This window comes from Pseudomonas sp. (assembly GCF_035277045.1).
Taxonomy (GTDB): Bacteria; Pseudomonadota; Gammaproteobacteria; order Pseudomonadales; family Pseudomonadaceae; genus Aquipseudomonas.
The window spans coordinates 498,669-524,897 of sequence record NZ_DATELE010000276.1; the positions used below are offsets into that span (position 1 = coordinate 498,669).

23 protein-coding genes and 1 pseudogene are annotated in these 26,229 nt (G+C 60.2%); 12 read left to right on the forward strand and 12 right to left on the reverse strand.

The window, feature by feature from the left end:
• The first annotated feature begins 153 nt into the window (after nt 1–153).
• Together rep and VJS90_RS18290 are read left to right on the forward strand one after the other, a co-directional pair.
• Nucleotides 154–2,163, forward strand: a complete 2,010-nt coding sequence (rep, locus tag VJS90_RS18285; protein ID WP_324123046.1) for a DNA helicase Rep — start codon at nt 154–156, stop codon at nt 2,161–2,163.
• Between the two features lie 63 nt (nt 2,164–2,226).
• Nucleotides 2,227–2,799 (forward strand): xanthine phosphoribosyltransferase, encoded by a 573-nt coding sequence (locus VJS90_RS18290; RefSeq protein ID WP_324123047.1) that lies wholly within the window; start codon nt 2,227–2,229, stop codon nt 2,797–2,799.
• 76 nt (nt 2,800–2,875) lie between these two features.
• Here the strand turns inward: VJS90_RS18290 and VJS90_RS18295 are convergent, their stop codons facing one another.
• The 5 genes from VJS90_RS18295 to dadA all read right to left on the reverse strand — a co-directional run bounded on the left by VJS90_RS18295 (nt 2,876) and on the right by dadA (nt 8,664).
• On the reverse strand, nt 2,876–4,738 hold the full coding sequence (locus VJS90_RS18295) for an acetyl-CoA hydrolase/transferase C-terminal domain-containing protein (protein ID WP_324123048.1): 1,863 nt from the start codon (nt 4,736–4,738) through the stop codon (nt 2,876–2,878).
• Nucleotides 4,739–4,971: 233 nt separating this feature from the next.
• A complete protein-coding gene (locus tag VJS90_RS18300; protein WP_324123248.1) occupies nt 4,972–5,376 on the reverse strand; it encodes a c-type cytochrome in 405 nt (134 codons plus the stop codon).
• 154 nt (nt 5,377–5,530) lie between these two features.
• The gene (locus VJS90_RS18305; protein ID WP_324123049.1) at nt 5,531–6,079 is read right to left on the reverse strand and encodes a cupin domain-containing protein; all 549 of its coding nucleotides are present in this window, start codon (nt 6,077–6,079) and stop codon (nt 5,531–5,533) included.
• A 110-nt stretch (nt 6,080–6,189) separates the two neighbouring features.
• Nucleotides 6,190–7,263 (reverse strand): alanine racemase, encoded by a 1,074-nt coding sequence (alr, locus tag VJS90_RS18310; RefSeq protein ID WP_324123050.1) that lies wholly within the window; start codon nt 7,261–7,263, stop codon nt 6,190–6,192.
• Nucleotides 7,264–7,368: 105 nt separating this feature from the next.
• Complete coding sequence (dadA, locus tag VJS90_RS18315) at nt 7,369–8,664, reverse strand: D-amino acid dehydrogenase (RefSeq protein ID WP_324123051.1); 1,296 nt, start codon at nt 8,662–8,664, stop codon at nt 7,369–7,371.
• Nucleotides 8,665–8,819: 155 nt separating this feature from the next.
• Here dadA and dadR point away from each other — a divergent pair, with 155 nt between their 5' ends.
• A complete protein-coding gene (gene dadR, locus VJS90_RS18320) occupies nt 8,820–9,308 on the forward strand; it encodes a transcriptional regulator DadR (protein WP_008366790.1) in 489 nt (162 codons plus the stop codon).
• 3 nt (nt 9,309–9,311) lie between these two features.
• Here dadR and VJS90_RS18325 read toward each other — a convergent pair whose 3' ends face one another.
• Complete coding sequence (locus VJS90_RS18325; RefSeq protein WP_324123052.1) at nt 9,312–9,665, reverse strand: YkgJ family cysteine cluster protein; 354 nt, start codon at nt 9,663–9,665, stop codon at nt 9,312–9,314.
• A 189-nt stretch (nt 9,666–9,854) separates the two neighbouring features.
• Between VJS90_RS18325 and VJS90_RS18330 the strand changes: the two genes are divergently transcribed.
• Nucleotides 9,855–11,138, forward strand: coding sequence for an FAD-binding oxidoreductase (locus tag VJS90_RS18330; RefSeq protein ID WP_324123053.1), 1,284 nt, complete (start codon nt 9,855–9,857; stop codon nt 11,136–11,138).
• Here VJS90_RS18330 and VJS90_RS18335 read toward each other — a convergent pair.
• Entirely contained in the window at nt 11,135–11,344 is a 210-nt protein-coding gene (locus VJS90_RS18335; protein ID WP_324123054.1) for a DUF1127 domain-containing protein, read from the reverse strand. The genes VJS90_RS18330 and VJS90_RS18335 overlap by 4 nt on opposite strands.
• Before the next feature lie 175 nt (nt 11,345–11,519).
• On the opposite strand from VJS90_RS18335, the gene VJS90_RS18340 reads away from it, so the two are divergent.
• Together VJS90_RS18340 and VJS90_RS18345 are read left to right on the forward strand one after the other, a co-directional pair.
• On the forward strand, nt 11,520–12,950 hold the full coding sequence (locus VJS90_RS18340; RefSeq protein ID WP_324123055.1) for a PLP-dependent aminotransferase family protein: 1,431 nt from the start codon (nt 11,520–11,522) through the stop codon (nt 12,948–12,950).
• 59 nt (nt 12,951–13,009) lie between these two features.
• Nucleotides 13,010–14,563: a phospholipase D family protein gene (locus tag VJS90_RS18345; RefSeq protein ID WP_324123056.1), complete on the forward strand. Its 1,554-nt coding sequence runs from the start codon at nt 13,010–13,012 to the stop codon at nt 14,561–14,563.
• 17 nt (nt 14,564–14,580) lie between these two features.
• Here VJS90_RS18345 and VJS90_RS18350 read toward each other — a convergent pair whose 3' ends face one another.
• Both VJS90_RS18350 and VJS90_RS18355 read right to left on the reverse strand, forming a co-directional pair.
• Nucleotides 14,581–15,747, reverse strand: coding sequence for an MFS transporter (locus tag VJS90_RS18350; protein WP_324123249.1), 1,167 nt, complete (start codon nt 15,745–15,747; stop codon nt 14,581–14,583).
• A gap of 60 nt (nt 15,748–15,807) precedes the next feature.
• Complete coding sequence (locus VJS90_RS18355) at nt 15,808–17,301, reverse strand: aldehyde dehydrogenase (RefSeq protein WP_324123057.1); 1,494 nt, start codon at nt 17,299–17,301, stop codon at nt 15,808–15,810.
• Nucleotides 17,302–17,497: 196 nt separating this feature from the next.
• On the opposite strand from VJS90_RS18355, the gene VJS90_RS18360 reads away from it, so the two are divergent.
• On the forward strand, nt 17,498–17,857 hold the full coding sequence (locus VJS90_RS18360) for a cupin domain-containing protein (protein WP_324123059.1): 360 nt from the start codon (nt 17,498–17,500) through the stop codon (nt 17,855–17,857).
• Nucleotides 17,858–17,922: 65 nt separating this feature from the next.
• Here VJS90_RS18360 and rpmG read toward each other — a convergent pair whose 3' ends face one another.
• Together rpmG and rpmB are read right to left on the reverse strand one after the other, a co-directional pair.
• Nucleotides 17,923–18,078, reverse strand: a complete 156-nt coding sequence (rpmG, locus tag VJS90_RS18365; protein WP_013793373.1) for a 50S ribosomal protein L33 — start codon at nt 18,076–18,078, stop codon at nt 17,923–17,925.
• Between the two features lie 11 nt (nt 18,079–18,089).
• Nucleotides 18,090–18,326, reverse strand: a complete 237-nt coding sequence (rpmB, locus tag VJS90_RS18370) for a 50S ribosomal protein L28 (protein ID WP_150803776.1) — start codon at nt 18,324–18,326, stop codon at nt 18,090–18,092.
• Between the two features lie 362 nt (nt 18,327–18,688).
• Between rpmB and VJS90_RS18375 the strand changes: the two genes are divergently transcribed.
• Nucleotides 18,689–20,278: an ABC transporter substrate-binding protein gene (locus VJS90_RS18375; RefSeq protein WP_324123060.1), complete on the forward strand. Its 1,590-nt coding sequence runs from the start codon at nt 18,689–18,691 to the stop codon at nt 20,276–20,278.
• Here the strand turns inward: VJS90_RS18375 and VJS90_RS18380 are convergent.
• Nucleotides 20,262–20,435, reverse strand: a pseudogene (locus VJS90_RS18380) (JAB domain-containing protein); the annotation flags it as partial. The gene VJS90_RS18375 and the pseudogene VJS90_RS18380 overlap by 17 nt on opposite strands.
• A 339-nt stretch (nt 20,436–20,774) precedes the next feature.
• Here VJS90_RS18380 and VJS90_RS18385 point away from each other — a divergent pair.
• The 4 genes from VJS90_RS18385 (at nt 20,775) to VJS90_RS18400 (ending at nt 26,082) form a co-directional block, all read left to right on the forward strand.
• Nucleotides 20,775–21,674 (forward strand): site-specific integrase, encoded by a 900-nt coding sequence (locus VJS90_RS18385; RefSeq protein WP_324123061.1) that lies wholly within the window; start codon nt 20,775–20,777, stop codon nt 21,672–21,674.
• Nucleotides 21,671–23,311 (forward strand): site-specific integrase, encoded by a 1,641-nt coding sequence (locus VJS90_RS18390; protein ID WP_324123062.1) that lies wholly within the window; start codon nt 21,671–21,673, stop codon nt 23,309–23,311. Before VJS90_RS18385 ends, VJS90_RS18390 begins: the two co-directional genes overlap by 4 nt.
• A gap of 532 nt (nt 23,312–23,843) precedes the next feature.
• A complete protein-coding gene (locus tag VJS90_RS18395; protein WP_324123063.1) occupies nt 23,844–25,658 on the forward strand; it encodes a hypothetical protein in 1,815 nt (604 codons plus the stop codon).
• A 1-nt stretch (nt 25,659) separates the two neighbouring features.
• Nucleotides 25,660–26,082: a hypothetical protein gene (locus VJS90_RS18400; RefSeq protein WP_324123064.1), complete on the forward strand. Its 423-nt coding sequence runs from the start codon at nt 25,660–25,662 to the stop codon at nt 26,080–26,082.
• Nucleotides 26,083–26,229: the final 147 nt, after the last annotated feature.

Below are 26,229 nucleotides of genomic sequence, written 5' to 3' on the forward strand. Positions count from 1 at the left end.
GTACCTACGACAGATCATGTCGTGCATCCTGATCGAAAGTTGCCTGTCCGGCAAATCCGGATGTGCCTGCGACACGCGGTCAGACGGTTACGCCATAACAGGCCCATGCCTGCTAAAATGCCCGGCTATTTTCTGCACACCCCGGTTTTCAGCATGTCCCGACTCAATCCCCGGCAGCAAGAAGCCGTGAGCTACGTCGGCGGCCCTCTTTTGGTGCTCGCCGGTGCAGGCTCCGGCAAGACCAGCGTGATTACCCGCAAGATCGCGCACCTGGTCCAGAACTGCGGCATCCGCGCCCAGTACATCGTGGCCATGACCTTCACCAACAAGGCCGCGCGGGAGATGAAGGAACGGGTCGGCACCCTGCTGCGTGCCGGTGAAGGCCGTGGGCTGACGGTCTGCACGTTCCACAACCTGGGCCTGAACATCATCCGCAAGGAGCACCAGCGCCTGGGTTACAAGCCGGGGTTCTCGATTTTCGACGAGACCGACATCAAGGCCTTGCTGACCGACATCATGCAGAAGGAGTACTCGGGCGACGACGGCGTCGACGAGATCAAGAACATGATCGGCGCCTGGAAGAACGACCTGATCCTGCCGCCCGAGGCCCTCGAGAACGCCCGCAACCCGCGCGAGCAGACCGCCGCCATCGTCTACACCCATTACCAGCGCACGCTCAAGGCGTTCAACGCGGTGGACTTCGACGACCTGATCCTGCTGCCGGTGAAGCTGTTCGACGAGCACCCTGACATTCTCGAGAAGTGGCAGAACCGCGTGCGCTACCTGCTGGTCGACGAATACCAGGACACCAACGCCAGCCAGTACCTGCTGGTGAAGATGCTGATCGGCAAGCGCAACCAGTTCACCGTGGTCGGTGATGACGACCAGTCGATCTATGCCTGGCGGGGCGCGCGCCCCGAAAACCTGATGCTGCTCAAGGACGACTACCCCTCCTTGAAAGTGGTGATGCTGGAGCAGAACTACCGCTCCACCAGCCGCATCCTGCGCTGCGCCAACGTGCTGATCGCCAACAACCCGCATGCCTTCGAGAAACAGCTGTGGAGCGACATGGGCCATGGCGACGAGATCCGCGTGATCCGCTGCAAGAACGAGGATTCCGAAGCCGAGCGCGTGGCCATGGAAATCCTCAGCCTGCACCTGCGCACCGACCGGCCCTACAGCGACTTTGCGATTCTCTACCGGGGCAACTACCAGGCCAAGCTGATCGAGCTCAAGCTGCAGCACCACCAGGTGCCCTATCGCCTCTCGGGCGGCAACAGCTTCTTCGGCCGCCAGGAAGTGAAGGACCTGATGGCCTACCTGCGCCTGCTGGTCAACCCGGACGACGACAACGCCTACCTGCGCGTGATCAACGTGCCACGCCGGGAAATCGGCTCGACCACCCTTGAGAAACTCGGCAACTACGCCACCGAGCGTGGGGTGTCGATGTACGCCGCCAGTGAAGAGCTGGGCCTGGGCGAGTTTCTCGACAGCCGCTTCACCGAACGCCTGCAGCGCTTCAAGCACTGGCTCGACGGGGTGCGCCAGCGCGTCGCCCTGGAAGACCCGATTGCCGCGCTGCGCGGCATGGTCGCCGACATCGACTACGAAAACTGGATCCGCCAGAACACCTCCAGCGACAAGGCCGCCGATTTCCGGATCAGCAACGTCTGGTTCCTGATCGATGCCTTGAAGAACACCCTCGAGAAAGACGAAGAGGGTGACATGACCATCGAGGACGCCATCGGCAAGCTGGTGCTGCGCGACATGCTCGAGCGCCAGCAGGAAGAGGAAGAAAACGCCGAAGGCGTGCAGATGATGACGCTGCATGCCTCCAAGGGCCTGGAATTTCCCTACGTGTTCATCATGGGCATGGAGGAGGAAATCCTCCCGCACCGCTCCAGCATCGAGGCCGACACCATCGAGGAAGAACGCCGCCTGGCCTACGTGGGCATCACCCGCGCGCGCCAGACCCTGGCGTTCACCTTTGCCGCCAAGCGCAAGCAGTACGGCGAGATCATCGACTGCTCTCCCAGCCGTTTTCTCGACGAATTGCCGCCGGACGACCTGGCGTGGGAAGGCCTCGACGATGCACCGGTCGAAGTAAAGGCCGCACGCGGCAACAATGCACTGGCCGATATCCGCGCCATGCTCAAACGCTAGAACATCAACCTTTGCCGCGGTCCTGTGCCGTGGCCACCTTTGCTACATCGAGGAAATACCACAGTGGAAGCACTGCACCAGAAGATTCGCGAAGAAGGCATCGTGCTTTCCGATCAGGTTCTCAAAGTCGATGCGTTTCTCAACCACCAGATCGATCCGGCGCTGATGCAGCTGATCGGCGACGAATTCGCCCGCCTGTACGCCGACTCGGGCGTGACCAAGATCGTCACCATCGAGGCCTCCGGCATTGCCCCGGCGGTGATGGCCGGGCTCAAGCTTGGCGTGCCGGTGATCTTCGCCCGCAAACACCAGTCGTTGACCCTGACCGAGAACCTGCTGACCGCCTCGGTGTATTCCTTCACCAAGCAGACCGAGAACACCATCGCCATTTCGCCGCGTCACCTGAACAGCAGCGACCGCGTGCTGGTGATCGACGACTTCCTGGCCAACGGCAAGGCGTCCCAGGCGCTGATTTCGATCATCAAGCAGGCCGGCGCTACCGTTGCCGGCCTTGGCATCGTCATCGAGAAGTCGTTCCAGGGCGGCCGCGCCGAGCTGGATGCCCAGGGCTATCGCGTCGAATCGCTAGCCCGGGTGAAGTCGCTGGTGGGCGGGCAGGTCACGTTCATCGAGTGATGGGTGAGACAGGCAGCCCTGTGGGGGATTCATGGTCTAGTGCAAGCCTGCACTGAACCATGGAATCCCCCACACGTCAGCGCGTTGCCTGCAGGCCTGCCAGCAGCAGGCGCTGGTACAGCTCTTCCTTTAGCCCTTGCGGCTGCCACAGGCCCATGCGCGCCAGCTGCCGGGAGTACTCCTCGGGCGCTGGCGCATCCAGCGCGGCCTTGCCCAGTTCCAGCATTTCACTGAGCTTGAACTTGCTCTTGAGCCAGTTCAGCGCTCGCAACAGGTCGCGCTCTTCCTCGGTGAAATCACTCCCTAGCGGATATTCGGCAAACAGCCGTGGATGCGCCGTGCGCAACGCTTCCAGCCGCTGGGACGTATTGTCGGTGAAGCGTGCGTCGAGCGCGAAGTCGCGTGGCAGCTTGCCGGCCTCCTTGGCCTGGTCCATCAGCCCTTTCTGAAAACGTGAATCGCTGATCGCCAGCAATCGGGCGATCACCTCGCTGTCGGTCTGCCCGCGCAGGTCGGCGATGCCGTATTCGGTAATGACGATGTCGCGCAGGTGCCGTGGGATGGTGCAGTGGCCGTAGTTCCAGAGCAGGTTGGAACTGACTTCGCCGCCGGCCTCGCGCCAGCTGCGCAGCAGCAGGATCGAGCGTGCGCCCTCCAGGGCATGGCCCTGGGCGACGAAGTTGTACTGCCCGCCCACTCCGCTGAGCACGCGGCCATCTTCAAGCTGGTCGGCCACCCCGGCGCCCAGCAATGTCATGCTGAACACCGTGTTGAGAAAGCGCGCATCGCGGCGCTGGCGGCGCTTGAGGCGTTCCTGCCCGTACAGCTCGTTGATGAAGCTGATGCCGGTCATGGCGAACACGCGACGTTTCTCCAGTGGCATCTCGCGCAGTCGCTGGTAGAACGCGCGGGGCCCAAGGAAGAAGCCGCCATGCACCAGCACGCCCTGCTCGTCCACGGCCCGGCGCACCACGCCTGCCTCGGCCAGGGCCAGCAAGCCGTTGACGAACATTTCACTGCAGCCGTAGAGGCCTTGGGCGAATGCATCCACGCCGCCTTCCTGTTCGACCAGCGCTCGCCAGGGGCCCAGGTCCATGTCGTCGAGCAAGGCACGATAGCCCTGGTTGTCACCCTGGCGCGCGAGCAGCGCCGCCGCCACCGCATCGCCCATGGCGCCAATGCCGATCTGCAGCGTGCCGCCATCGCGTATCAGGGCGCTGGCGTGCAGGCCGATGAAATGGTCCTGGGTGCTGACGGGCATGTTCGGGGTGGAGAACAGGCGGCGCTGCTCGGGCGTGTCGATCAGGATGTCGAAGTCGTCGCGCGGCAGTTCCGAATCGCCCGGCATGTAGGGCAGTTCGGCATGCACCTGGCCGAGCACCAGGATGGTCTCGCCGGCCGCGCGGCGACGGGCGAGCATGGGCAGCAGGTCAAGGGTGATATCGGGGTTGCAGCTCAGGCTCAGGTGGTCAGGGCGCTCGGGGGTGTCGGCGACCAGCTGGGCGACCAGGTTCAGGCCTTTGGCGTTGATGTCACGGGCGGCGTGGCTGTAGTTGCTGCTGACATAGTCCTGCTGCGCTGCCGGACTGTTAAGCAGGCTGCCCGGTTGCATGAAGAACTGCTCGACGCGGATGTTCGCCGGCAGCGTGCCGCGCTGGAGGTCGGCGAGGTAGTCGAGTTCTTCATAGTCGGCGAAGACCCGCTCGACGAAGGGCTCCAGGAACCGCCGCTGCAGGCCGTCGCCCAGCGCGGGGCGTCCCAGACTCAAGGCGGTGTAGATCGTCAGGCGCCGCTCGGGCAGTGCGCGGATGCGGGCGTACAGGGCGTTGACGAAGGCGTTGGGCTTGCCCAGGCCAAGCGGCAGGCCCATGTGGACATGCGCAGGCAGACGCGCCAGCACCTCATCTACCGCAAGTTCGATCGAGCAGCTCTGGGCCATCTTGGTCTCCCGTGACATCCATGCGTGCAGGGGTTGGACCGGGGTGATGCCGGTTTTACTGCAATGGCGGAAAACGTCAGGCGGGTGCTGAACCTGTGGGGGATTTCAGGGTGCATGGCAAGCCTGTGGGAGCCTGGCTTGCCAGCGAACCCGGCGAAGCCGGGCCAGTCAACTCCGGTGTGAGCACTGGCCGCTTCGCTGTACTGGATCGGTCTTGCGAAACCGACCCCAGTTCAAAGCCCGGACATCTTCTGGATCGCGGCCTTCAGGTCTTCGTCCGAACAGTCCGCGCAGGTCCCTTTGGGCGGCATGGCGTTGATGCCGGTAATGGCCTTGGCCAGGATGCCATCGAGTCCGCCCTGATGATCGGCACGCTCTTTCCAGGCGGCGGTATCGCCTACCTTTGGCGCTCCGAGCAGCCCTGGGCCGTGGCAGGCCTGGCAGTGTTTGGCGATGATGTCATCCGGCGTCCTGGCACCCCCGGCAGCGGCCGTGGCGGTCACCGCCATGCCTTTGCATTCCTGCCCCTGGACACACACCTGGCCCACTGGCTCCAGGCGCTTGGCAAGCTCGTCGTTGGTCGCTGCGTGTGCGTTGAAAGCCCATAGGGCTACTAGCGCTGCTGGTAGGGCCAGCATGTTCTTGATCTGGTTCACGCGTACACCCTCATGGTGGCTAATCACGCCCGCGACCGCGGGTTTGCGGGCGTTGAGAAGTATAGCGAGAAGCCGGAAGCGGCGACACAACCACACACTTGCAATGGTTATTAGCGACAATCCGTCGCGCCGTGGTTCAGAAGTTGGCAGGCGTCGCGGCGCTGATCAGCCGGGCGGGCTCATCGAAGGGATTGCGAAAGCGATGCGGGCGCGAGCTTTCGAAGTAATAGCTGTCGCCTGCCTCGAGAATGAAGGTCTCCAGGCCCACGACCAGCTCAAGCCGCCCTTCGAGCACGATCCCGGTCTCCTCGCCATCATGGGTAAGCATCTCTTCCCCCGTGTCGGCGCCGGGTGGGTAGGTCTCGTTGAGAAAGGCGATGGCGCGGCTCGGGTGGGCCTTGCCGACCAGTTTCATGGTTACGGCGCCGTGCGAAATGTCGATCAGCTCGTGGGCCTTGTACACCACCTGGGCGGCGCTCTCGGGCTCGATCTCGGCGGAAAAGAATTCGACCATGGACATCGGAATCCCGCTCAGCACCTTGCGCAGGGAGCTGATCGAGGGGCTCACGCTGTTCTTCTCGATCATCGAGATGGTGCTGTTGGTCACCCCCGCCCGCTTGGCGAGTTCGCGCTGGGACAGGCCCTTCAGCTTGCGGATGGCGTGTAGTCGTTCACCGACGTCCAAAGCATGAGCCTCCTGATACGAACGGGTGGGGTCGAATGTGAACGATATCATGGCAATAGCGTTCAGAATTTACAACACACGCGGGCCCCAGCCCATTCGTCCTGCTGCGTTCAGTCGCCGCAGTAGTCCAGAGGTACTCGCTTGAGGTTGCAGAACATCTGGTAAGGGATCATGCCGGCCTGGAGAGCAACGTCGCTGGCCAGCACGTGCTTGCCCCAGAGCTCCACCGGGCTGCCGAGGCCGGCTTCGGGCACATCGGTCAGGTCGATGCAGAGCATGTCCATCGACACCCGGCCGATCAGCGGCGCGCGCTTGCCCGCCACCATCACCGGCGTGCCGGTCGGCGCCTGGCGCGGATAGCCATCGGCGTAGCCCATGGCGACCACGCCCACGCGCGTCGGCCGCGGGCTGACGAACCTGGCCCCATAACCGACGGGCTCGCCAGCAGGCAATTCGCGAACGCTGATGACCCGCGACTGCAGGGTCATCACCGGTTGCAGCCGCGCGGCCTGGGCCTGCGGTACTTCAAAGGGGGTGGCGCCGTACAGCATGATGCCAGGGCGCACCCAATCGCTGGGCACCTGCGGCCAGCCAAGCACGGCCGGCGAGTTGCGCAGGCTGCATTCGGCGGCAAGGCCCTGGCGCGCGGCCTCGAACACCGCCAGTTGCTCTTCGCTTGCGGGGCTGTCGAGCTCATCGGCGCGCGCGAAGTGGCTCATCAGCACGGTGCGCGCCACCTTGCCGCTGGCCAGCAAGCGCTGGTAGGCGTCGTGGTAGTCCTTGGGGTGCAGGCCGACGCGGTGCATGCCGGTGTCGAGCTTGAGCCAGACAGTCAGGGGCTTGTGCAACTGCGCTTGCTCGATCGCCTCGAGCTGCCACAACGCGTGCACCACGCACCACAGGTCGTGCTGGGCGATCTGCGGCAGCTCGCTGGCCTCGAAGAACCCTTCAAGCAGCAATACCGGCGACTTGATGCCCGCCGCGCGCAGCTCCAGCGCCTCCTCGATGCAGGCCACGGCAAAGCCGTCGGCCTCGGCTTCCAGCGCCAGTGCGCAACGCACCGCGCCATGGCCGTAGGCATCGGCCTTGATCACGGCGAGGGCCTTGGCATGGGTCAGTTCACGGGCAAGACGGTAGTTGTGGCGCAGGGCCTGGAGGTCGATGAGGGCACGGGCGGGGCGCATGGAGGCGGCCTTCTGGCAGTCTGGTCAGGGATGGAGACCCGGTACGGGCGGGCTAGTGCCCGCCGTACCGGACGAAAAAGCGTTTCTACATGCCGCCAGCGAGGCTCACGCGGTCGCTGGGCTGGCCTGCCTGGAGGGCTCCGGGTGTTGGCCGTAGCGATAGATATCGAGCCCCTCGGCACTGATCTCCGGCTTGCGGCGGGCAATCAGGTCGGCCAGCAGGCGGCCGGAGCCACAAGCCATGGTCCAGCCCAGCGTCCCGTGGCCTGTGTTGAGGAACAGGTTACGCAACGGTGTGGCCCCGACGATCGGCGTGCCGTCGGGTGTTGCCGGACGCAGGCCGGTCCAGAAACTGGCCGCGCTCAGGTCACCGCCGTGAGGATAAAGATCGTTGACGATCATCTCCAGTGTTTCGCGCCGACGCGGGTTCAGCGACAGGTCGAAACCGGCGATTTCGGCCATGCCGCCCACGCGGATGCGATTGTCGAAACGGGTGATGGCCACCTTGTAGGTTTCGTCGAGGATGGTCGAGGTCGGCGCCATGGCGGCGTCAGTGATCGGCACGGTCAGCGAGTAGCCCTTGAGCGGGTAAACCGGAGCCTTGATGCCCAGCGGCTTGAGCAACTGCGGCGAATAGCTGCCCAAGGCGAGCACATAGCGATCGGCGGTTTCCAGCTTGCCGTCGATCCACACGCCATTGACGCGGTCGCCGGCAAAATCCAGACGCTCGATGTTCTGGCCGAAGCGGAACTCGACGCCCAGCTGCAGCGCCATCTCGGCCAGGCGGGTGGTGAACAGCTGGCAGTCGCCGGTCTGGTCGTTGGGCAGGCGCAACGCACCGGCAAGGATGTCCTTCACCCCCGCCAGCGCCGGTTCGACGCGGGCGATGCCGTCACGGTCGAGCAGCTCATAGGGCACGCCGGACTGTTCGAGCACGGCGATGTCCTTGGCCGCGGCATCCACCTGCGCCTGGGTGCGGAAAATCTGCGTGGTGCCCAGGGTGCGGCTTTCGTAGGCGATACCGGTCTCGGCGCGCAGCTCGTCGAGGCAGTCGCGGCTGTACTCGGACAACCTGACCATGCGCTCCTTGTTCACGGCATAGCGGCTGGCGGTGCAGTTGCGCAGCATCTGCGCCATCCACAGGTACTGGTCGACGTCGCCGGTGGCCTTGATGGCCAGCGGGGCATGGCGTTCGAGCAGCCACTTGATGGCCTTGAGCGGCACGCCCGGGGCGGCCCAGGGCGAGGCATAGCCCGGCGAGATCTGGCCGGCGTTGGCAAAGCTGGTTTCCATGGCGACCGCTGGCTGGCGGTCCACCACGACGACTTCAAAACCTTGCCGCGCCAGGTAATAGGCACTGGCGGTACCGATCACACCGCTACCAAGCACCAGAACTCGCATGTTGTATCCCTCGCACGCGGCGCACCGCAGACTTTTATTGAAATGGCATGGATGGGCGCAGTATAAGGACGGTGCGCCAGTGCTTTTCACTATATAAAAGCCTATATTTGGCGAGAATTCTCGGCAGAATTGCCTTTTATGGAGGTGCATCCCCTATGAGAACCCAGCATCAAAGCAAGCGGGAACTGGACAAGATCGACCGCAACATCCTGCGTATCCTGCAGGCGGATGGCCGTATTTCGTTCACCGAGCTGGGCGAGAAAGTCGGGCTGTCGACCACCCCTTGCACTGAACGCGTCCGGCGACTGGAGCGTGAAGGCATCATCATGGGCTACAACGCCCGGCTCAATCCGCAGCACCTGAAGGGCAGCCTGCTGGTGTTCGTCGAGATCAGCCTGGACTACAAGTCCGGGGATACCTTCGAGGAGTTTCGCCGGGCGGTGCTCAAGCTGCCCCATGTGCTGGAGTGCCATCTGGTGTCGGGGGACTTCGACTACCTGGTGAAGGCGCGGATCTCGGAGATGGCGTCCTACCGCAAGCTGCTGGGCGACATCCTGCTCAAGCTGCCGCATGTGCGCGAATCGAAAAGCTATATCGTGATGGAGGAGGTGAAGGAAAGCCTCAACCTGCCGATTCCCGACTGAACCTCAGACCAGGACCTGCCGCGTGGTGGCGATGAACTGGTGCACCAGATGTTCCGCCGCGGGCTCGATCATCTGCACCGGCCGCTGGCCGCGCGGGCATGGCAGGCGCGGCGTGGTGCCAAACAGGCGGCAGATCATCGGGCGTTCCTCGTACACCGTGCAGCCTTGCGGGCCCAGATGAACGCAGTCCAGGTGATCCATCGCCTGCTGCTGCTCGGCCTCGGTCTTGCGCGGCAGGCGAGCCATTTCCTCGGTCGAGGTGGTGACCGGACCGCAGCAGTCATGGCAGCCGGGCACGCAGTCGAACGACGGGATGAGTTCACGCAGGAAGTGGATCTTGTGGCGGTTGCAGGACATGAAGGCGCTTGGTCGGAGGGTCGAGCCCTATTCTGCCTGAGTATCACTTGGCATAAAAACCTCGGTTAGAAACTGCGTGGCAACTGTCATGTCCCCTGCCGATAACGCACAACGCGGTAAGCCCATTTGCCCTGAATCAGACAGCCGCCTTATCCTGCATCGAATTTTCCCCAGGCCCCAGGATCCCTCATGACCCCACACGCCGCGTCCTACTACGCCGCCAGCAGCGTCCCGCAACCGGACTACCCGACCTTGCAGGGCGAGCTCGTCTGCGACGTGTGCGTCATCGGCGGCGGCTATTCGGGGCTCAATACCGCCATCGAGCTGGCCGAGCGCGGCTTCAAGGTCGTTCTGCTCGAAGCACACAAGGTCGGCTGGGGCGCGAGCGGCCGCAATGGCGGCCAGCTGATCCGCGGGGTGGGCCATGGCGTGGAGCAGTTCCTGCCGGTGATCGGCGAAGAGGGTGTCCGCGGCCTCAAGCTGATGGGACTGGAGGCGGTGGATATCGTCCGCGAACGCGTCGCGCGCCATGCCATCGCCTGCGACCTCACCTGGGGCTATTGCGACCTGGCCAACAAGCCGGACGAACTGCAGGGCTTCGCCGAGGACGCCGAGGCGTTGCGCGGTCTGGGCTATCGCCACGAATTGCGCCTGGTGCCCGCCGAACAGATCCGCAGCGTGGTCGGGTCGGACCGCTATGTCGGGGGCCTGGTCGACATGGGCTCGGGCCATCTGCACCCGCTCAACCTGGCCTTGGGCGAAGCGGCCGTGGCGAGCAGCCTGGGCGTGCAGCTGTTCGAGCACTCGGCTGTCACCCGAATCGACTACGGCGCCCAGGTGCAGGTCCACACCGCCCAGGGGCGGGTCCGCGCCGGGACGCTGGTGCTGGGCTGCAACGCCTACCTCAACGACCTCAACCGCGAGATCGGCGGCAAGGTGCTGCCCGCGGGCAGCTACATCATCGCCACCGAGCCCCTGGACGAAGCCCTCGCGCATCAGTTGCTGCCGCAGAACATGGCGGTCTGCGACCAGCGCGTGGCCCTGGACTACTACCGCCTTTCGGCAGACCGCCGGCTGCTGTTCGGCGGCGCCTGCCACTACTCCGGGCGAGATCCCAAGGACATCGCCGCCTACATGCGGCCAAAGATGCTCAAGGTATTTCCGCAGCTGGCCAATGCACGCATCGACTACCAATGGGGCGGCATGATCGGCATCGGTGCCAACCGCCTGCCGCAGATCGGCCGGCTCGCCAGCCAACCCAATGTCTATTACGCCCAGGCCTATTCAGGACACGGGCTCAACGCCACGCACCTGGCCGGGCGCCTGCTCGGCGAGGCGATCAGCGGGCGGGCCGGCGGGCGTTTTGACCTGTTCGCCAAGGTGCCGCACATGACCTTCCCGGGCGGCAAGCACCTGCGCTCGCCGCTGTTGGCGCTTGGCATGCTGTGGCATCGGCTGAAGGAACTGGTCTAGCCCCTCCAGAAAGGCTTGTCCCCTTCCCGGCGGGCTTGCAGGCGGGTCATGCCGATATCGCGCAGCTGCGCATCGTCGAGCGTCAGCAGGACACGGCGGGTTTTCCAGCGCCGCAGCATCACCGCCCAGCGGCCTGAAACGGGTTGCGGGCGAGTGTCCAGACTGTCGGCGGGCAAAGGAAGACGAAGGTCAGTCACGCTGTTCATGCACGGTGTCTCCAGGCAGTTTGTTTCTGGAGCCATGATGCTCGCCGCTGCCGCGCTCAATACAGATTCAACGCGGGCTTATTATTCCCATACAGAAGTGGCGTCCCAAGCGCTGAATGGAGTATTTTCGCCTTATCTGTACTGGTCCCTGGCTGAATGAAAACAGGAGTATGCCGTGACGCTCTACCTCAACCTGGCCGAACTGCTGGGTGCCCGCATCGAGCAGGGCTTGTACCGCCCGGGACAGCGCCTGCCCTCGGTGCGGGCGCTGAGCGTGGAGCACGGCGTCAGCCTGAGCACCGTCCAACAGGCGTATCGCCTGCTGGAAGACAACGGCCTGGTCTCGCCCCGGCCGAAATCCGGCTACTTCGTGCTCGAACCGCGCCATCTGCCCGCCTTGCCGGAGATCAGCCGCCCGGCGCAACGTCCTGTGGATATCTCGCAATGGGAGCAGGTGCTGGAGCTGGTGCGCAGCACGCCGCGGGCGGACGTGATCCAGCTTGGGCGCGGCATGCCCGACATCGACACCCCGACCCTCAAGCCGTTGCTGCGCAGCCTGGCCCAGCTCAGCCGGCGCCAGGACATGCCCGGCCTGTACTACGACAATATCCACGGCACCACGGCCTTGCGCGAACAGATCGCCCGGCTGATGCTCGACTCGGGCTGTCACCTGGCACCCGCCGACCTGGTGGTCACCACCGGCTGCCACGAGGCACTGTCCACCAGTGTTCGCGCGGTGTGCCAGCCGGGCGACATCGTCGCGGTTGACTCGCCAAGCTTTCATGGCGCCATGCAGACGCTCAAGGGCCTGGGCATGAAGGCGATGGAAATACCCACCGACCCGATCACCGGCATCAGCCTCGAAGCCTTGGAACTGGCGCTGGAGCAGTGGCCGATCAAGCTGATCCAGATCACCCCCAACTGCAACAACCCACTCGGCTACATCATGCCTGAGGCCCGCAAGAAGGCATTGCTCACCCTGGCCCAGCGCTTCGACGTGGCGATCATCGAGGACGATGTCTACGGCGACCTGGCCTACACCTACCCGCGGCCACGCACCATCAAGTCGTTCGACGACGATGGCCGCGTGCTCCTCTGCAGTTCGTTCTCCAAGACCCTGGCACCGGGCCTGCGCATCGGCTGGGTAGCGCCTGGGCGCTACCTGGAGCGGGTGCTGCACATGAAGTACATCAGCACCGGCTGCACCGCCAGCCAGCCGCAACTGGCGATCGCCGACTTCATCAAGGGCGGTCACTACCAGCCCCACCTGCGGCGCATGCGCACCCAGTACCAGCGCGGCCGCGACCAGATGAGCGACTGGGTGGCGCGCTACTTCCCCCCAGGCACGCGCGCCAGCCGCCCGCAGGGTGGATTCCTGCTGTGGGTCGAGCTGCCGGAAAGTTTCGACACCTTGCGCCTGAACCGGGCTTTACTGGGTCAAGGGGTGCAGATCGCGGTGGGCAGCATCTTCTCGGCCTCGGGCAAATACCGTAACTGCCTGCGCATGAACTATGCCGCTCAGCCAACGGCGGATATCGAAGCGGCGGTGCGCAAGGTCGGGGAAGCCGCTGTTCGTCTGTTGGCCGAAGCTGAAGACGCCGGGTAACTTTGCGCGGCCCCGCATGGTCCATATCCCAACGCTTTGCCCCACAGGACACCCCACCCTTGAGATTCCAGCGAGCTCTGCCCCTGCTGCTGGCGCTTGTGCTCGGCCTCACCGGCTGCGCCAGCGTCAGTGGCCCCCGCGACGTCAGCCAGGCCCTGCCCGCCAGCGAATCCGCCTTTGGCCGTTCGGTGCAACGCCAGGCCGAGCCCCACGAGGGCCGCTCCGGCTTTCGCCTGCTGCCCAACAGCAACGAGGCCTTTCGTGCCCGGGCCGAGCTGATCCGCCACGCGCAGACGAGCATCGATGTGCAGTACTACATCGTCCACGACGGCCTGAGCACTCGCGCCCTGGTGCATGAGCTGCTGGGTGCGGCCGACCGCGGCGTGCGCGTGCGCGTCCTGCTCGATGACACCACCAGTGACGGCCTGGATACCCTGATCGGCACCCTGGCCGTGCACCCGAACATCGAGATCCGGGTGTTCAATCCGCTGCACCTGGGCCGCAGCACCGGCGCGACCCGCGCCATGGGGCGGCTGTTCAACCTGTCGCGCCAGCACCGGCGCATGCACAACAAGCTGTTCCTGGTCGACAACAGCCTGTCGATTGTCGGCGGGCGCAACCTGGGCGACGAGTATTTCGACGCCGAGCCCAACCTCAACTTCACCGACATCGACCTTCTGGGGATCGGTCCCGTGGCGCAGCAGCTGGGCCACAGTTTCGACCAGTACTGGAACAGCGCGCTGAGCCGGCCGATCGGCGATTTCCTCTGGCGCCAGCCCGATGCGCGCGACCTGCGTGAAAGCCGCGCGCGCCTGGAGAACTCCCTGGCCGAGGCGCGGGTCAAGCACAAGGCCTTGTATGACCGGCTGATGGCCTATCAGACGCAGCCGCGCCTGGATGTGTGGCGCAAGGAGCTGATCTGGGCGCATGGCCAGGCGCTCTGGGATGCGCCCAGCAAGGTCCTGGCCCGCGACGAGCCCGATCCGCGGTTGCTGATGACCACGCAACTGGCGCCCGACCTCGACGCCGTCGAGCACGAGCTGATCCTGGTATCGGCGTACTTCGTACCCGGCCAGCCGGGCCTGCTGTACCTGACCCGCCATGCCGACGCCGGCATCTCGGTCAAATTGCTGACCAACTCCCTGGAAGCCACCGATGTGCCGGCGGTGCACGGCGGCTACGCACCGTATCGCAGGGCATTGCTGGAGCATGGGGTGCAGCTGTTCGAGCTGCGTCGCCAGCCCGGCGATCCCAGCGCCGGCAACCTCAACTTCCAGGGCGGCTCCGACTCGAGCCTGCACAGCAAGGCCATCGTGCTGGACCGGCGCAAGACGTTCATCGGCTCGTTCAACTTCGACCCGCGCTCGGTGCTGTGGAACACCGAAGTGGGCGTGCTGGTGGACAGTCCGAAGCTGTCCGAATACACCCGCGAGCTGGCGCTCCAGGGCATGGCCCCGCCGCTGAGCTACCAGCCGAAGCTGGTGAACGACCGGCTGGTATGGGTGACCGAAGACAACGAGCAGATGCACACCCTCACCACCGAGCCCGGCGGGCTGTGGCGCCGCTTCAACGCCTGGGTGAGCAAGGCGGTGGGGCTGGAGAAGATGCTCTGACCCCTGCCCCGTCGCGGCTACAGGGTCGCGGGCTCGAAGGCATCCCGCCGGCGTGTCAGCAGCACCAGCCCGAACGCCCCCGCCGCCATCACCAGCGGCAACGCATGCCCGCTGACCCACTGGCTGCCCGCCCCGGCCAGCAACGGCCCAAGCAGGCAGCCAATGCCCCACAGCTGCGCCACATGGGCATTGGCCCGCACCAGCGCATCGTCGCGATAGCGTTCACCGATCAGCACCAGCGACAAGGTGAACAGCCCTCCGGCACTCGCCCCGAACAGCACCCACAGCGGCCAGATGCCGGGCGTGTGCAGCAATACCGGGATCATCAGGCTGGAGCCGAGCAACATCAGCGCGCAGCCACTGAACAGCGTGCGCCGCGACATGTGGTCGGCCAGCGCGCCGATGGGCAACTGCAACACCGCATCGCCCACCACGACGGTGCTGACCATGAACAGCGCCACCTCGGTGGTGAACCCTTGCCGCAGACAGTACACGGGCAACAGTGTCAGGATCATTGCCTCGAAGGCCGCGAACAGCGCGATGGCCCAGGCGATCACTGGCAAGCGCCGGCAAAACCCGACCAGGTCGACGAGCGTCACGCTGCAGGCATCGGTCGTCGGGGCGCCGCCGCGTCCCAACAGCAGCAACGGCGCGCAGACCAGCAGGCTGGTTGCCGCCCAGAAGCCGAAATCGTCCTCCGAGCCGAGAAAGCCCAGCACCAGCGGACCTGCCAGCTGGCTCAGGGCGTAGCTGCTGCCATACAGCGCCACCAGCCGCCCGCGCCAATGCTCCACCACCAGCTGGTTGATCCAGCTTTCACCCAGGATGAACACCACCGTCAGCGACATGCCGATCAACAGGCGCAGACACAGCCACAAGGGATAGCTGGGCAGCAGCGCCAACAGGCCGATCGATAGCGCACCCCCCCACAGGCAGATGCGCATGGCGTTGGGCACGCCAACCCAACCGGCCAGGCGGCTGGAAAGGCTCGCTCCCACTAGCACACCGATGGCGGGCATCGCCGCCATCACGCCGATCGCGAAACTGCCATACCCCCAGTCTTCCAGGCGCAACGACACCAGCGGCATGCTCACGCCCAGCGCCAGACCGACGCTGAGCACCGAGGCCAGCACGGCAAAATAGGTTCCCCAACGCATCAAAGCCTCCCAGACCTTGCGCCGCAGAAATAAAACAGCCGGGACGGCAAATGCCGGCCCGGCTGTGTCAGCCTCGATCGGTCAGTCTTACAGCTTGATCCAGGTAGCCTTGAGCTCGGTGTACTTGTCGAGCGCATGCAGCGACTTGTCGCGGCCGTTGCCCGACTGCTTGAACCCGCCGAACGGCGCGGTCATGTCGCCACCGTCATACTGGTTGACCCAGACACTGCCGGCCCGCAGGGCACGCGCGGTCAGGTGGGCCTTGGAGATATCGGCGGTCCAGACGCCGGCGGCCAGGCCATACGGGGTGTCGTTGGCGATGGCAATGGCTTCCTCGGCGGTATCGAACGTCAGTACCGAGAGAACCGGGCCGAAGATTTCTTCCTGGGCGATCTTCATGGCGTTGCTCACGCCGTCGAAGATGGTCGGCTCGACATAGGTGCCGCCGGTTTCCTCAAGAATACGCTTGCCGCCGATCAGCAGCTTGGCGCCGTCGCTGTGGCCGGCCTCGATGTAGGAAAGAACAGTGTTCATCTGCTGGGTATCGACCAGCGCACCGACGGTGGTGGACGGGTCCAGCGGGTTGCCGGGCTTCCAGGCCTTCAGGGCCTCGACCACCATCGGCAGGAACTGCGCCTTGATCGAGCGCTCGACCAGCAGGCGCGAACCGGCGGTGCAGACCTCGCCCTGGTTGAAGGCAATGGCGCTGGCGGCAGCTTCGGCGGCAGCTTTGAGGTCGGGCGCATCGGCGAAGACGATGTTCGGGCTCTTGCCACCCGCTTCGAGCCAGACGCGCTTCATGTTCGACTCACCCGCGTAGATCATCAACTGCTTGGCGATTTTGGTGGAACCGGTGAACACCAGGGTATCGACATCCATGTGCAGGGCCAGGGCCTTGCCGACGGTGTGACCATGGCCTGGCAGCACGTTGAGCACGCCCGCCGGGATGCCGGCCTCGATCGCCAGCTGGGCGATGCGGATGGCGGTCAGCGGCGATTTTTCGGACGGTTTGAGCACCACCGAGTTACCGGTCGCCAGGGCCGGGCCGAGCTTCCAGCTGGCCATCAGCAGCGGGAAGTTCCATGGCACGATGGCGGCGACGACGCCCACGGGTTCACGGGTAACCAGGCCCAGCTGGTCGTGCGGGGTCGGGGCGACCTCGTCGTAGACCTTGTCGATGGCCTCGGCGGTCCAGCGCAGGGCGTTGGCCGCGCCTGGGATGTCGATGCCCGAGGAGTCGCCGATCGGCTTGCCCATGTCCAGGGTTTCGAGCAGGGCGAGCTCTTCGACATTCTGGCGCAGCAGGTCGGAGAAGCGGATCAGCACGGCCTTGCGCTTGGCCGGGGCCAGGCGCGACCAGACACCGGAGTCGAAGGTCGCGCGGGCATTTTCAACCGCGCGCTGGGCGTCGGCGGCGTCACAGCTGGCGACCTTGGCCAGGAAGCGGCCATCGACCGGGCTCAGGCACTCGAAGGTTTCACCGGAGGCGGCGGCGGTGTATTCGCCATTGATGAAAGCACGGCCTTCGATGTTCAATTGCTGGGCACGCTGTTCCCAGTCCGCACGCGTCAGGGTGGTCATACGAAACTCCTCGATTGTGTTGGTGCAACGCCGCACTGAGGACTCACGGGCGTTGTCGGAATTCGGGCCGTGCGACGAACGCGCACAAGCAAATGCCACCCTAAACCACCCGGCCTGAACTATCAATATATTTGACACAAACGGCTTAAAAGCCTACTCATGTGCATTTTATTAAACAATCAAGGCGGCGCCACCCATGAGCATCGACACCATCATAGACTTTGCCCACGCACTCACCGAGGCCGAACGCTACCGGCCGGCGGCGGAAAAGATCCTCAAGGGCGAGCCCGACCAGGTTGTGTATAACCATTACGCCAGCCCGTGTGGCCAGTTTGCCGCGGGCGTGTGGGAAGGCGCCGTCGGCCAATGGACCGTCAACTACACCGAACACGAGTACTGCGAAATCGTCCAGGGCGTTTCGGTGCTGCGCGATGAGGCCGGCGGTGCCAAGACCCTGCGCAGTGGCGACCGCTTCGTCATCCCGGCGGGCTTCAAGGGCACCTGGGAGGTGCTGGAGCCGTGCCGCAAGATCTATGCGATGTTCGAGCCGAAATGATCCTCGCGCGGGCATAAAAAAACCCGCATCCAATGGATGCGGGTTTTTTTCGGTCGCCAGATCAATTACTTGATCTTGGCTTCCTTGTACGCCACGTGCTTGCGGACGACCGGATCGTATTTCTTGATCTCGATCTTGTCCGGAGTAGTGCGCTTGTTCTTGTCGGTGGTGTAGAAGTGGCCAGTGCCAGCACTCGATACCAGACGGATCAATTCACGCATGATTGTCTCCCTTAAACCTTGGCGCCGTTACGGCGAATTTCGACCAGTACGACATCAATGCCGCGCTTGTCGATGATACGCATGCCCTTGGCGGAAACGCGCAGACGCACGAAACGCTTCTCAGACTCGACCCAGAAGCGATGATGCTGCAGGTTCGGCAGGAAACGACGACGGGTTTTGTTGTTTGCGTGGGAAATATTGTTCCCAGTTACCGGACCCTTACCGGTAACTTGACAGACTCTCGACATGCCTCAGCCCTCTAAAACCACATGCCCAACCCGGCATGGGTTGGCCGCTTAATCTCTCAGTCTTTGGCGCCAGGCGCCGTGTTTCGTTGGGGTCTTATCGACCGGATTCGCACAAGCGACAGGCCGAGCCCCTAGAAAAGAGCGCTGCTTTATACCAGAAAGACTACGCCACAACAACAGAAGATGTGTTTTGCCCCAAGGCAGAATGCGCGCGGCCAGCATAGCGACAAGGCCAGCGGACTGTCGACCGCTCGTCGCATGATTTGTAAAAAAGGGTGTGGTCATTTGCCGATCGGCACTCTAGGGTAGGACGTTTCCAGACTGCACTGGCAGATGGGCCATTGATCAGCCAAGGAGCCACCATGCGTGCCGCCGCCCTTCCCCTCTTGTTCACCACCCTGTTCGCCTCGGCGGCTGCCATGGCCGGTCCTTTGAGCGTGTGCACCGAAGCCAGTCCCGAAGGCTTCGACGTTGTCCAGTACAACTCGCTGACCACCACCAATGCTTCGGCCGACGTGCTGATGAACCGTCTGGTCGAGTTCGACGCCGCGCAGGGCAAGGTCGTGCCCAGCCTGGCGGAAAGCTGGGAGGTTTCGGCCGACGGCCTGGTCTACGACTTCAAGCTGCGCCCCGGGGTGAAGTTCCACACCACCAAGTACTTCAAGCCGACCCGCGCTCTCGACGCCGACGATGTGCTGTTCAGCTTCGAACGCATGCTGTTTCCGGCCCACGCCTGGCACAAGCTCGCGCCGGGCGGCTACCCGCACGCCCAGTCCCTGCAGTTGCCCGGCCTGATCAAATCGGTCGAGGCGCCCGACCCGCAAAGCGTGCGCTTCACCCTGGACCATGCCGACGCGACCTTCCTTGCCACCCTGAGCATGGGCTTTGCCTCGATCTATTCCGCCGAGTACGCCGACCAGTTGCTCAAGGCCGGTACCCCGGAAAAACTCAACAGCCAGCCGATCGGCACAGGCCCGTTCGTGTTTCAGCGGTTCCAGAAGGATGCCGTGGTGCGCTACCGCGCCAACCCGGACTACTTTGCCGGCAAGCCTGCGGTCGACCCGCTCATCTTCGCCATCACCCCGGACGCCAACGTGCGCCTGCAGAAGCTCAAGCGCAACGAGTGCCAGATCGCCCTCTCGCCCAAGCCGCTGGATATCGCCGAGGCAGGCAAGGACAGCAACCTGAAGGTCGAGAGCACCCCCGCCTTCATGACCGCCTTCGTCGCCATCAACAGCCAGCACCCGCCGCTGGACAAGCCTGAGGTGCGCCAGGCGATCAACCTGGCGTTTGACAGGCCGAACTACCTCAAGGCCGTGTTCGAGGACACCGGTACCGCGGCCACCGGCCCTTATCCGCCGAACACCTGGAGCTACGCCAAGGACCTGCCCGGCTACCCCACCGACCTGAAAAAGGCCCAGGCGCTGCTGGCCAAGGCCGGCCTGCCCGAGGGTTTCAGCACCACCATCTGGACCCGTCCCTCGGGCAGCCTGCTCAACCCCAACCCCAACCTGGGCGCGCAGATGCTTCAGGCGGACCTTGCCAAGGTCGGCATCAAGGCAGAGATCCGCGTGATCGAATGGGGCGAGCTGATCCGCCGCGCCAAGGCCGGCGAGCACGACTTGCTGTTCATGGGCTGGGCAGGCGACAACGGCGACCCGGACAACTTCCTCACCCCGCAATTCGCCTGTTCGGCCGTCAAGTCCGGGACCAACTTCGCCCGCTATTGCGACAACCGCCTTGACCAGCTGATCAGCGCCGGGCGCACCACCAACGACCAGAGCGTGCGCAGCCGCCTGTACCAGCAGGCCCAGGCGCTGATCCAGCAGCAGGCCCTGTGGCTGCCACTGGCGCACCCGACCGCCGCTGTCCTGACGCGTCAGGGCGTGGAGGGATACCAGGTGAACCCGTTTGGCCGCCAGGACTTCGCTACGGTCACGACGCCACGCTGAAACACCCCCGCTCGGCCATCGACAACGGCTCGCCCTCGCCGATGATGATGTGGTCGAGCACCCGCACATCAATGATGCTCAAGGCCTTCTTGAGCACCAGAGTGATGTTGATGTCGGCCGGACTGGGCTCGGTGTTGCCCGAGGGGTGGTTGTGGCAGTTATGTAACATGTAACGCAAAACGTTGCATGAGGCATGCGTATGCACCATAGACATCACCCTTCGTACGAAATACGTCGTTTTGTCCGTAACGATGAAATGTGCCCCTACCTCCTAAGAGATGGGGTACCACTCATTCTCCCCAGCCTATGGGTGGAGGAGCTCAGAATTTCGGTGCGGCCAAATACTGTCGAAAGCTATTTGAGAGACCTTTCAATAATCTACAGATGGGCAGGATCCGAATCTGTTGATATTGAAGAACGCTTCGGGAGCTTCAGAGGACTCACAACTTCAGAGCTAACTTCCGTTGCTCGAGAGCTCTGCTTCACAAAGCTCGGAGTGGCCAGCCGCTCAACATGCCTCCGGCGACTAGAGGCCGTAAGAAACTATATCAGATTCGTTTACAACTACAACATCGAAATCACAAAAATCTCGATTTTAGAGCAAGCTCAAGTAGAAAAAAATTGTGCTAATCAGATAAGAAACCTGACCAAGCGGGTGATACGTAATTCAAATCTGTCTCCTGAGGCTGGATGCTCTAATGACCTCACCCCATCAGAGCTGCAGGTCATTCTCCGCGCCATAAATCCCGGATCTCCCAACAATTGTTTTAAAGAAGAAAGGATAAAAGTCAGAAATTATGTACTTATTCTTCTTGCGTTAGAGACATTTGCCCGGCGCAGTGAGCTTGTTCTGCTCGAAACAACAGACCTAGATATAGGATTTGAGCCTACCGTAACGATCAAGAAGCCCTCGGCTACGAATCAGCTCAAAAGAAGAGATGGTGCGAGCATGAAAACACGGGGTCGAGTGATTCCAATTTCGTTGGATCTGGCGAACGCCTTGAGGTTTTATATCGACCACGTGAGAGATGACTTTCTCGTCCCTAAACGACCGACAACATCTCTGTTTTTAAGCGCTCGGGACGGAAGGCGAATGGCAGCGATGACTTTCAATCATATTCTGAAAAAGATCGCACAGATCCCAGAAATTGTTGAGTTAGGAACGCGAGTTCATCCTCATGGTCTGCGATCAACAGGTGCAACTAATACGAGGCGAAAAATCGATGAGCGAGGTGTGGCTTCCGGCATCGAAGTAGAAGAAGTAATGAGCTATTTGGGGGGGTGGGTTCAAGGTAGTCCGATGGTGCGACGCTACACACAGGCCGCTCTCTCAGAGAAGCTAGGAGCGATCGTTAGAGGTAATAAAAGCCTTTTGGATAGAGCACCTAAGCAATGAGTGATTTGATACTAAACCCAATAACATTGGTCGAGTGTGTTGCACTAACACATGGCTTCGAACCTGAAGACTTTCCGAAAACATTGATAACAGTCTATGGCCAGGTCGTAGATCTCATAGACGGTGCTGGCAACTGGACCGAAAATCTGCATTTCGAACACGTAGGCTATGTTTCTCGAAAAATCAAGTGGGCTGATCGTTTCCATCATAACGATTACGTGGAATGGATTATCCGTGGGTGGACAATAGATCGCTTGGAGCACAATCTAAACATTAAGGCTATCACAGCAATACACTCAAACATAGACACACTTAACATTAGCGGAACTACCAGCGATGAAATTGCTGAGCAATTATTTCAATGGTGCGAAAAATTGGTTATTGGCGGTGCCTTAAAGCTTGACCAAGTCCCAGCAGCAGCCGCAAGATCGTTGTATGAATGGGGCCTCGAAGAGGATCTATCAGGTTTCAGCGAACATCGCTTATTTTCTTTGTCTCAAGTTCGAAAGTTTCGAAACAGTACAGGAACTTTAGTTACTATACGAGACTCCCGGTTCGGCCCGTTCACTAGAACTGAGCTATCCTTCATAGAAGCAGCAATGAATGACTATGTCGAAGTCACAGCTACCGAAAGAGCAGCCTACTACCTGGCAAGAGATTGGGGGCTTCGACCAATTCAGATGGCGCTATTACATGTGTCAGACTACGGGACGGACGAACTCGGACCATTTATTTCTGTCCCATGCGTAAAGGGAACTAAGCGATCAATTCTCAGAAGAGCTAAGAGTAACTTTGTCAAGAGGTACATTGCTGACGACACTGCCGAGGCGATCCAATCTCAGATTCCAGTCGCCCATGAAGTTGCAGCTAGTATGCGAGCGAGAATTGGAAAGTTTTCCGGTGAAGAACAAGCAGCAAAATTGGAAACTCCTCTATTTCCAGCGAAAGGGCGCAGCGATTTGAGACTAGAGCGTTACTGCCGCGACCCAAAGGTTTTCAAATATTCTCTGCACTGCGATTCACATACTATTTCCAAACTGATGAGAGACCTAACGTGGAAGCTTCGCATCCCAAAAACTAAAACCGAAAAAGTAGAAAGCGATGACTACTATTTGAACATTACCGCTTATCGATTTAGGCGGACCAAAGGAACCAGCATGGTACTTGCCGGAGCTACGCCTGAAGACGTTGCGGAAGCACTAGACCACGTCAGCGTCGACTCCATAAAGTACTATTTTCGATACAACTTAGAACTTCATGACTTTATAAACCGCGCTCACTCTGAAAGTCCCGACATTGTGAGAGCGGTAGAGGCCTGGGGCGGCCGCTTGGACAACATGGGAGATCTCTTACCCAACGAAATAAAAATCGGCAGCCTTGGTAAATGCACGCGCGGATCGGCATGCCCTTATCACCCCACCGTGAGTTGCTATTCCTGTCAGAATTTCAAACCATCCAAAAATGCCGATCACAGACAGGCCCTGATTGACATCCAGAACTTTAAAAACATGATTAGGGATACGTCAACTGGTCCTATCAACCAACAATTAGAGACCGCAATACACGGTGCAAAATCAGTGATACTAGCCATTAAACATGAAGATCGGAGCACAGATGCAGCCTCTCGAAATTCTTGATAATCTACTTCGCAGCGCAGAATCAAACTTCTTGCATCTATCCAATAACGGTATTGTCTCAGGATCATTCAGCGACGAATTTTGGGGTTACAAAGGGCATCGGCTATTGTTCACAGAGATCGGATCAGGCCGAGTGACAAAGGACGCAAGTTATCCTTTGACAAAAGTCGCTGGACGGATAGCTCGATGTTATACAATTCGAAACATCCTTAACCAAATTTCACCTAGCTCAGCTATCTGCCATCTCAATAGCTTTCGATGGCTAGCACGCACGATTGGGAACAATGACCAAAGCTGGATAAACTTTACGCGAGCGAATCTAAATTCCACTGTACTTAGAATCAAGGCAGAACACAGCCTAGCCACGGCCTATAACCGAGCGTGCAGCCTTACAAATTTTGTTAACTATTTAAATAACTTAGTATATTGCCATAACGGCCGCGACTATCGTTTCATTGAAAGAATAATCCATTGGCGTCACGGAATAGAGAATCCTATACGCTCCACATTAGATATTACTTCAAAGGAGCACATGCTTAAAAGGGAAGCGCTTTACGAGGAGAACCTTCATTTGGCAATTTCTAAGGCCCGCTCATCAATTAAAGCGAACCCGCAATTAGAGCCTGCACCTGGATACGATCGGATACGGTTAGAATCCCTGTGCTTCGCTATGGCACTAGGACTGCGCATCGGCGAGGTGTGTAGTTTGCCGGAACGAACACTGACCAAGGATGACGAATCCGGACTTCATTATGCTTTGATAGCTACCGAAAAAGGAGCTTTACCCTCGGCGACGGCTTTGGCGGATATCTGGGTAGAGCCCATTAATGAGGCCTTTGGTTATCTACTGGATGCTTGCGAGGGGCCAAGAGCTCGAGCAAAAGAGATCGAGGTCTCAGGATTTTCTTTTGTGAAACGAATGCTGCTAAATTATCGAATACACAATCCCTTAACTATTAATAGAATCGCTCAACTCGAGACAGCTGAACTTTCTCAAACCGAGCACTTTTTCATCGATGAACTGGTAGCAACGTTTTCGGTATCGGCCAAAGAACTCTCAAGCGGCGGACGGAGATACAGTTGTGCTGTACCGCTACCACGAGAGGGGGCAGCCAAACTCATCGCATGGCTAGATAAACGCTTCGTCAACTGGGATTGGGCGAATTACTCAACATATTTTGGCGGATACAAGTTATTATGGAGTAGTATCTCAAAGTTCTCAGGCGCATCTAAATCATCTATCAATAAAGCAGACTGGTTTATCTCAGACCTACGGATCTTGCTAGATAAGATGACCGAACAGAGTATTTTTGACCCAGACCACCTGGTTAGTGACCGGGCCATGTGGTGCCACCAATGGCATGAGATAAAGCGAACCGCCCTTCAAAACACTGGCGGAAAATCATGCGTGGCGATAAATATCGATGTACTTACTGAGCAGCTAAAGACTCGATATGCAGGCTTTTTGTCCTCCCACTTCAAAGAAGAATTTGACAGTGAAGGAAACAAGTCATCTGAAGGGTATCAGGGGAACAACGTTCGATTGGGTATGGAAAAAAAATTAAGTGATCACCTAATCGTTGTCTGGGAAAATCACTTCTCGGGCAACTCTGAATTGGGAATTATCCCTCGGCCGATATTGCGATCAGACTACTACAACTACTTATCTGACAAAAGCGCAAAACTCACGGCATTTCAACGTCTTGGTATTTTAGATGAACAGGGTAAGACCTATTCATTTAGCCCTCACGCGATAAGAAGATGGGTTACTACAGCTATTTTACGATCAGGCCCATCTGAGACCGCAGTCGATTTATGGATGGGACGCGCACCGCGACAGACGAGGCATTATGATTATCGCACTGCCAAAGAGCGAGCTGAGTATGCCAGAAGTAAATATATGAGACTCAATGATTTGCCGAATGATTTCCTGGGCAGATCAGTGACCAAATGGCGAGAAAGTAAGATAGACGAGGAACAAATCGAGTTCCTCATCAACGACAAACTTAGAGCCCTCCACTACACGCCATGGGGCACATGCTCTCGCGAACTATATATATCCCCATGCGACAAAGGCCTAATGTGCGTCAGAGGATACGGCACCTCGAGTGCTTGTGCTTCCTTCCAAATAGATTACAACGACTTAGAGGCGAAAAACTCTATCATCGCGCTTCGAAGAAAATATGCTTCAATACTCAACTCGCTAGATGAAAATTATACCAACCTAACCACCTCGATTTTGACTGAGCTCAATAGTGCTGAACCTCTAGATCAGCATATTTCATTTGCGGCCGACATGGTCAGAAGCTGCAACACAATACTAGCCGAATATACAGAACGCGATTGAAATGACGACAGACAAAGACTGGCGAAAAAAAGCTCACACGATTTTAGACGAAGGCTTGGCGAGAAGGTCAACTTTTCGCATGACTCAAGACTCCTTTTCGAAAGAGTTAGGAATATCTCGACAAACCCTTTGGCGCGATAAATCCGTGATGGAAAAGTTTGAGCGATACAGGTTAGCATCAAGAGCGAAACCTCACAAAAAAGATAAGGATTCACGTATTGCTGAACTTGAATATATCGTTACTCAATTGAAAAACGAGAATGGAGTGCTGCTTTTGAACTTTGTTCTTGCATGCACAAAGCTTAGAGAGAACAATCATGATCCACGCTTATTTTTCAGCGAGGTAGCGATTGACATTCAGAAATATTTTCCTTCGCTCACGCCCGCTCAGCTATATGAGCGATTCAAACAAGACCCTTCGTAACTGCATTGTCCCTTACTTGAGCAAGATACAAGCGCGGCTTACCTATGAGTTCGTCTGGGCGAACAAAATTCCTCCGACGCCCTAAGTCGCGCTGGAGAGGATAACATTTGTCAAGCGGACATCAACCAACACATACTATAATTCTAG